Source organism: Desulfobacterium sp. N47, from assembly GCF_051233685.1.
In the GTDB taxonomy this organism is placed as follows: domain Bacteria; phylum Desulfobacterota; class Desulfobacteria; order Desulfobacterales; family RPRI01; genus RPRI01.
Genome location: NZ_JBAMMY010000030.1, coordinates 20,286 through 27,975, shown reverse-complemented (window position 1 = coordinate 27,975; position 7,690 = coordinate 20,286). Strand labels below are relative to the sequence as shown.

At 36.9% G+C, this 7,690-nt stretch carries 6 protein-coding genes; 1 reads left to right on the top strand and 5 read right to left on the bottom strand.

The annotated features are described in order from the left end of the window. The first annotated feature begins 499 nt into the window (after positions 1-499). A complete protein-coding gene (locus VXK47_RS01445; protein ID WP_435546996.1) occupies positions 500-1,921 on the top strand; it encodes a beta-barrel assembly-enhancing protease in 1,422 nt (473 codons plus the stop codon). A gap of 23 nt (positions 1,922-1,944) precedes the next feature. Here the strand turns inward: VXK47_RS01445 and VXK47_RS01440 are convergent, their stop codons facing one another. From VXK47_RS01440 to rho, 5 genes are all read right to left on the bottom strand, one after another. Beyond that, the gene (locus VXK47_RS01440) at positions 1,945-3,408 is read right to left on the bottom strand and encodes a CCA tRNA nucleotidyltransferase (RefSeq protein WP_435546995.1); all 1,464 of its coding nucleotides are present in this window, start codon (positions 3,406-3,408) and stop codon (positions 1,945-1,947) included. After that, entirely contained in the window at positions 3,308-4,210 is a 903-nt protein-coding gene (gene prmC, locus VXK47_RS01435) for a peptide chain release factor N(5)-glutamine methyltransferase (RefSeq protein WP_435546994.1), read from the bottom strand. Before prmC ends, VXK47_RS01440 begins: the two co-directional genes overlap by 101 nt. After that, positions 4,185-5,264, bottom strand: a complete 1,080-nt coding sequence (gene prfA, locus VXK47_RS01430) for a peptide chain release factor 1 (RefSeq protein ID WP_435546993.1) — start codon at positions 5,262-5,264, stop codon at positions 4,185-4,187. Before prfA ends, prmC begins: the two co-directional genes overlap by 26 nt. 117 nt (positions 5,265-5,381) lie before the next feature. Then, complete coding sequence (rpmE, locus tag VXK47_RS01425) at positions 5,382-5,597, bottom strand: 50S ribosomal protein L31 (protein WP_435546992.1); 216 nt, start codon at positions 5,595-5,597, stop codon at positions 5,382-5,384. A 27-nt stretch (positions 5,598-5,624) separates the two neighbouring features. Continuing rightward, positions 5,625-6,872: a transcription termination factor Rho gene (gene rho / locus VXK47_RS01420; RefSeq protein ID WP_435546991.1), complete on the bottom strand. Its 1,248-nt coding sequence runs from the start codon at positions 6,870-6,872 to the stop codon at positions 5,625-5,627. Positions 6,873-7,690 lie beyond the last annotated feature (818 nt).

The following is a 7,690-nucleotide window of genomic DNA, read 5'->3' as shown; positions in this document are numbered from 1 at the left end:
ATTGTCAAAAACTCGGCATTTATTGCCTTTTGTGGTTCTCCAATGAAAATCGGAGCCCTTAAGTCCGCTCTATTGCCGGGATTTCAACTGTTGACCTGTTTAACAAGCCGCCTTTAATCGTTTTGAAATTAGCTCATTTGTTAATAATTTTTCTGCCTCTATCACAATGTTTCGGCAAACTTTTCTATGTTCTTCAATCTGATGACCAAAAATTACATTCACCGAGAATTGCTGATATAGCATAAGCATATTTTGACTTTTTGCTTTTTCATTATTATTATTAGTAAATTATAAAACTTCTTCAACGAGCCAAAACAGGATAAGCCTTTTCCTGCCGGTTAGAAAGTCATTTTTTTGACTTTTTGGGAAAGCGCTTTTATTAATGATATTGATTTAGCTATATATGAATCATCAAATAAAATCAAACCGAATATAAAGTAAATATTCGATAAATAAATATAGTACTCCGCTTTCAGTAACAAGGAGGTTTGTTTATAAAATGAAACATAAAAAATCTTCGGTAAAAATCGCTTTGATTTATTGCATAATATTTTTTATGGAAACTTTTTTTGTTTTTCAAAATGGTTTTTGCATGACAGCAAAAGAGGAAGAAGACCTTTCCGATGAATTTATGAAGGCAATTTCACAACATTATGAAATAGTTGATGATCCTATTATAACAAAATATATTAATGACCTCGGATCGAAAATATTGGCTACTGTTCCACCCCAGCCTTTTACTTATCATTTTTATATAGTCAAAGATGAAAATTATAATGCATTTGCCGGACCGGCAGGCCATATATTTGTTCACAGCGGTCTTTTTGAGGCTATGGATAATGAGGAAGAACTTGCAGGAATTTTGGCTCATGAAATTTCCCACGTAACTTGCCGCCATCTTTCAGATCAGTTTGAAAAATCAAAAAAAATCGGGATAGCAACACTTGCCGGAATGGCTGCCGGCATTCTCCTTGGTGTAGGCGGAGCCGGAGAAGCTACCAATGCTTTAGTTATGGGCTCAGCAGCTATGGGGCAGTCACTCTCTCTTGCATACAGCCGTGAAGATGAAATGCAGGCAGATCAGATAGGTTTGAACTACCTCAGAAAAGCCGGATATACCGGAGCCGGAATGCTCACTATGCTTAAGAAAATCCGTGATAAAAGCTGGTATGATCCAAATGATATCCCTGTTTATCTTTCAACTCACCCTGCAGTTGGAGATCGTATAAGCTATCTTAGCAACAGAGTTGAAGAAAGTACCAAAGCTCCGGATAAGAAGCCGTCTTTAAATAAAGATTATTTCGAAAAGGCGCATATAAGACTTCTTGCCATGTACGGCAATAAAGAAAATGTCTTAAAAATGTTTAAAGAGGACGTAACAGATAAGCCGAAGGATTATATGTCGCAATATAAATATGCCCTTGTTTTATCAGAAAGCGGTGACAGATCGGATGCGATTGCCTATTTTAAAAAAGCGCTTGAAGAAAATCCCTTTGACCCTGATATTTTAAGGGATTTAGGAAAAGTCTATTTTCAGGATGGGCAATACCCTGAAGCACAGAAAACTCTTGAAGGAGCGGTAAGCCTTGCACCGGATGATCCTGAAACTCTTTTATTTCTGGGACGCATCAAAGCGGAAACAGGAAAATTTAATGATGCAAGAAAATTGTTTTTAACCATTACCGAAAAGTACCCATATTACAAACGAGCGCTTTATCTTCTTGGCGAAACATGTGGAAAAATGAATAATATGGCAGACGCCCATTATTATTTAGGTTTATTTTATAAGGATAAAGAGGATTTAAAAAATGCCCGCTTTCATCTTGAAAAGGCTTTGGAGAAAACAAACGATACCGGGAGAAAAGCTGAACTCGAAGAGATGCTTAAAAAAATTAAGAAAGATTCCAAAAAGGAATTTTAAACTACACTGATAAAAAATTAAGGTCAGGCTTTGTTTTCTAAAAATCCTTTTGCCAGCAAAAGCGCTTCGCTGCGACTATGTATATTATCCGAAAGTCTTGCTTCTTCAACAAAATTTAAAATTTTTTTAAATAATGGTGACGGTAAAAGCCCAAATTCTGAAATCAAATCATTGCCGTTAATAAGCGGTGGTTCTTTTTTCCTGATCTTATAAAGTAAATTATATTTTTTTATTAAAAAAGATACAAAATTTAAAAAATCCATGTTTTTTACATTATCGCTATTCCGTTTACCTTCCATATCTGCAATTGCATGAAGCAGCAAATCGGGGATATTATCCCGGCACTTAACAAAAAAACGAATAATACTTTTATCAGTCAAAGGCTTTTTCTGAAAAGATTCATAAAGATGAAGAGCTTTCATATGGTTTCTGATAATATAATCAATGTACTTTGTTTCATGGTTGGAAAATTTAAGTCTTGCTGCTATCCTAAGCGTAATATCGGCGCTTAATTTTTCATGCCCAAAGAAGTGCACATTATCATTATCAACAGTAATCGAAGACGGTTTGCCTGTATCATGTAAAAGTATCGAGCATTTTAACATAGCAGACCTTGTATTATCCATTTCCTGTTTTGCAAAACCTGATATTTCAGAATCGGCATGATACCCGTTTAGCAGCATTTCAAGCTTATTATAAGCTATCAGGGAATGATTCAGCACATCATGTGTGTGGTACTTATTCTGGAGGCATCCGGAAAGCGGCGATAATTCGGGAAAGATTTCAAAAAGCAGCCCTGTTTCATACATTTTATTGATATACTTATATGAGTTTAAAGTTGAAAATATTTTAAAAATTTCGACTTTTACTCTTTCCGCAGCTGATTTTGCAATAAGCTTGACATTATCTGCAATGACCTTTTCGGTTTCATACTCTATCTCAAAATCAAGCATTGCCGCGATTCTGTAAGCTCTTATCAGCCGGACCGGATCATTATTAAATACTTTGTCCGAAACCATCCTGATTTTTTTTGATAACAGATCTTTTACACCGCCGAAAGGATCAATGGTTGTTTTGGAGTAAAGATCATAGCAAATTGCGTTTAGTGTAAAATCTCTTTTTGCGAGGTCGTCTTCAATAGTATTGCCGGAAATTGCCGAAACATCAAAGATATCTTTTTCCGAAATAACCCGGAATATCATCTGATTTTGTTTTCCTATTTTTACAATATGCCCTTTTATCTGCGATGTAAGATCGGATGCATATTTTTCAGGAGAACCAGGAACAACTATATCATAATCGGAAGGAGTACGCTCTATAAGCAGATCCCTTACAGAACCGCCTACTATATAGGCGCCCTTTGTTTCGGGAATTAACGGATTTATTTTAATCATATGCTTTTTTTGCACAAACGACTCTGTCAAAACCGCTGTAATCTTTCCTGAAAGAAGCCTGTGCGTATCTTCCTGTTTCTTTGATGATTTCATCAACGGCTTTTTTCTGATCATAGCCTATTTCAAGCAGCAACGTTCCTGATTTGTTAAGGAATTTATGCGCATTTTTTATTATGTGTTTTATGCAAGCAAGGCCGTCTTCTCCGCCATCAAGCGCATTTATTGGTTCGAATCTGTTTATTTCAGGCTGCAGGGTTTTGATATCGCCTCTTCTGATATAAGGAGGATTGGAAATAATGATATCGAATAAATTGTTATTTTCTTTTAGAGGCGAAACCCAGCTGCCGCAAAATAAATCAATTTTTTCATCAAGACCAAGATGTCTTGCATTGTTCAATGCTACGGCAAGCGCATTTATTGATATATCAGATGCAAAATATTGTTGGTCCGGGTTCTGTGTTGCCATTGCAAGTATTATAGCTCCGGAACCCGTGCCTAATTCCAGGATTCTTTTTGGGGCGGAAACTTTATCTTTGTCAAGAACCAAAAGAGCTTCTTCTACCAGGCATTCAGTCTCAGGCCTTGGTATAAGGACATCTTTTGATACAACAAGCTCAAGACTCCAGAATTCTTTGCTCCCGACAATATATGCTACAGGCTCTTTGCTTATCCTTCTTCTGATCAAAGACTTGAAAAGATTGCGCTCGCCAACATTAAGGGGCTGGTCATGCCTTAAATACAGATCAATTCTTTTGAATCCGAGAGTGTGTGCCAGTAGAATCTCGGCGGTTGATCTGGGACTGTCTATCCCGTTTGTTTTAAAATAAGATGTAGTCCATTGGAGAATTTTTATTATAGTCCATTCAGGTTCAATTTGATTTTGCCGATTCTGCATGCTGTAATGCCTGGGCCTGATAATGGGATGTCAATTCACTGATTATTTCGTCAATATTACCCTCAAGAATATATTCAAGCTTGTATAGAGTGAGTCCTATCCGGTGGTCAGTAACTCTGGATTGAGGGAAATTATAAGTTCTGATCCTTTCACTTCTGTCACCGCTTCCTATCTGGTGTTTTCGTTCTGCGGATCTTTTTTGATTCTGTTCCATTGTAATATTGTCAAGGAGGCGGGCCCGCAATACTTTCATAGCTTTACTTTTATTTTTGAACTGGGATTTTTCGTCCTGGCAGGTTACAACAAGCCCTGTGGGAAGATGAGTAATTCGCACTGCAGAATCGGTGGTATTTACGCTTTGTCCGCCTGGTCCGGTTGAACGGTAAACATCAACTTTAATTTCGCCTGGATCAATATCAAGTTCCACTTCTTCGGCTTCAGGTAAAACAGCAACCGTTACTGCCGAGGTGTGTATTCTTCCTTGCGCCTCAGTAACAGGAACACGCTGTACTCGATGGGTTCCGCTTTCATATTTGAAGCTGCTGTAAGCGCCTTTACCCTGAATTAAGGCAACGATTTCTTTCAGACCGCCAACCCCTGTGGGACTGTGAGTTAAAACTTCGACTTTCCAGTTTCTGTTTTCCGCATATCTGCTGTACATCCTGAAAAGATCCGTTGCAAACAGCGCTGCTTCATCTCCACCGGTTCCTGCTCTAATTTCAAGAATAACATTTTTTTCGTCTTTTTCATCTTTTGGAATCAGTAGGAGCCTTAATTGTTTTTCAAGATCTTCCTTTTTAAGATTCAGTTCTTCTATTTCATCACGGGCAAGCTCTTTTATTTCCGGATCCTCGTTTTTTAAAAGGCTTATGCTTTCTTCGATCTGCTCATTAATATTTTTATACGATCGGTAAATAGCTACAATTTTGGATAAAGCGGAGTGCTCGCGTACATATTTCTGGTATGCCTCCCTGTCTCTAATTGTATCGGGATCGCTTAAGAGCATTTCAAGTTCCATAAAACGCACTTCAGCGCCTTCAATTTTTTCAAACATAATGCCTTCTATATAAAAAGCTTAAAAACGCCTTCCGAATATATCCGAAGGCGTTTTTATGTGATTTTGCGGACAAAATTTTTTTACGGTAAAATTAAGGTTTAATTTTATTTATATCTAATTGTTATTGTTCTGATACTTTTCGTATTTCTTACGAAAACGCTCAATACGTCCGGCTGTGTCAATAAGCTTTTGTTTTCCTGTAAAAAAAGGATGACATTTTGAACAGATTTCAATTTTGATATCTGATTTTGTGGAACCAACTTCGATAGTGTTACCACAGGCACAACTTATTGTTGCAATTTCGTATTTTGGATGAATATCTTTTTTCATTGTTTTATACTCCCTGTTATGTATATTTTATGCATTCATGGAATTAAGAAAGTGTTCATTATTCTTTGTTCCGCGCATTTTTTCAAGAAGAAATTCGAGACTGTCCGTAGGATTTAATGAAGAAAGCAGTTTTCTTAAGATCCATACCCTGTTCAAAGTCTCTTCGGACAAAAGGAGCTCTTCTTTTCTTGTGCCCGATTTTTTTATGTCAATAGCCGGAAATACCCGCTTATCGGCAAGCTTTCTGTCTAGTTGTATCTCCATATTGCCGGTTCCTTTGAATTCCTCAAAAATAACTTCATCCATCCTGCTTCCGGTATCAACAAGAGCAGTTGCAATAATAGTGAGGCTTCCCCCTTCTTCAATGTTTCGCGCAGCACCAAAAAAGCGCTTAGGTCTCTGAAGAGCATTTGAATCGACACCACCGGACAGGATCTTTCCACTTGGGGGCATAACGGAATTATACGCCCGGGCAAGTCTGGTAATGCTGTCTAAAAGAATAATAACATCTTTTTTATGCTCAACCAGCCTTTTGGCTTTTTCAATAACCATTTCAGCAACCTGAACATGTCTTTCGGCCGGTTCGTCAAATGTGGAACTGATGACTTCAGCCTTAACATTACGCTCCATATCGGTAACTTCTTCAGGCCGCTCGTCTATAAGAAGCACAAATGGCACAACTTCCTTATGGCTCGCTATAACACTGTTTGCAATATTTTGTAACAACATTGTCTTACCGGCTCTGGGGGGTGAAACTATAAGACCTCTCTGGCCGAATCCTATAGGAATCATTAAATCCATTATCCGCATTGAATAATTTTCAGAATCATTTTCAATGTTTATTTTTCTGTTGGGGTAAAGAGGCGTCAGATTATCAAAAAGGATTTTATCTCTTGCAATTTCAGGGTCTTCATAGTTTACAGCCTCTACTTTAAGTAAAGCGAAATAACGTTCGGACTCTTTGGGTTGCCTGATCTGGCCTGACACGATATCACCGGTTCTTAAGTTAAAGCGCCTTATCTGCGATGGGGAGACATAAATATCATCAGGACCTGGTAAATAGTTATAGCTTGGAGCCCTTAAAAACCCAAAGCCGTCGGGAAGGATCTCGAGGGTACCTTCCCCATAAATCAATCCATTTTTTTCTATTTGGCTCTGGATTAAAGCAAAAATGAGCTCCTGTTTTCGCATACCGGCAGCCCCGTCAATATTCAGACTTTTTGCAAGCTGAGTCAGTTCTTTAATTTTTTTATTCTTCAGTTCAATTATATTCATTAATATTGTAACCTCATTAACTTCAGAAATACCTTTTCTAATTCTAAATTTATTATACGGAACATTTAATTGCTATTAATATCTGGTTAGAAGTTTACACAAGCATGTGGGCTTCTATCGGCAAGATTGTGACCATCTTTTCATATATCGTTTTTTTCTTCCAAAACTTAAGGATTTTATGCCTGCTACTTACGGCCTGCCGTACGGACAACAAAACTGCATTGACAATAGTCCGCAACTTATGGATAAAGCTGGATTAATTTCTATGGAGGAATATTAGCCATCAATCGGTATTTATCAGAAGATTAAATTAAGTATCCACTCCAAGGCGGGCTTGATATTTTTAATTATAATATGATTTTACAACCAAGAAGTTTGTTCTTTTGATTTTGTTAATATTTCTTACAAAAAGAATTACTAAGCATTAACAAACATCCACCTGATATTTTTTAATAAATATACATCATCCGGTTTATTTTGACAAGAAATAATTTTAAAATATATATAATTTTTGCTTACTCAGCCCATTTTAATGGTAACCATCCAATATGTTGAGTTTATTTATAGCAGTTGCCATATAAATATCAGAGCGTGCTTAATGGCGAGCCACTCTGAGCCTTGAAAAATAATCCATAAAAGTGTGTGTTATATAAAAAGTCTCATTGTCTCTTTACTCAGGAATATATATAAGTGGTATCTGCTGTTCAAAGGAAGATGGATTGGGCAACAGCTTTTATGAAATTTTAAGTGATATATAAAAACGTTACAGTGCTCATCTGTGTCATGGTTTACACCGGAATAATTATATGCTAAATTTT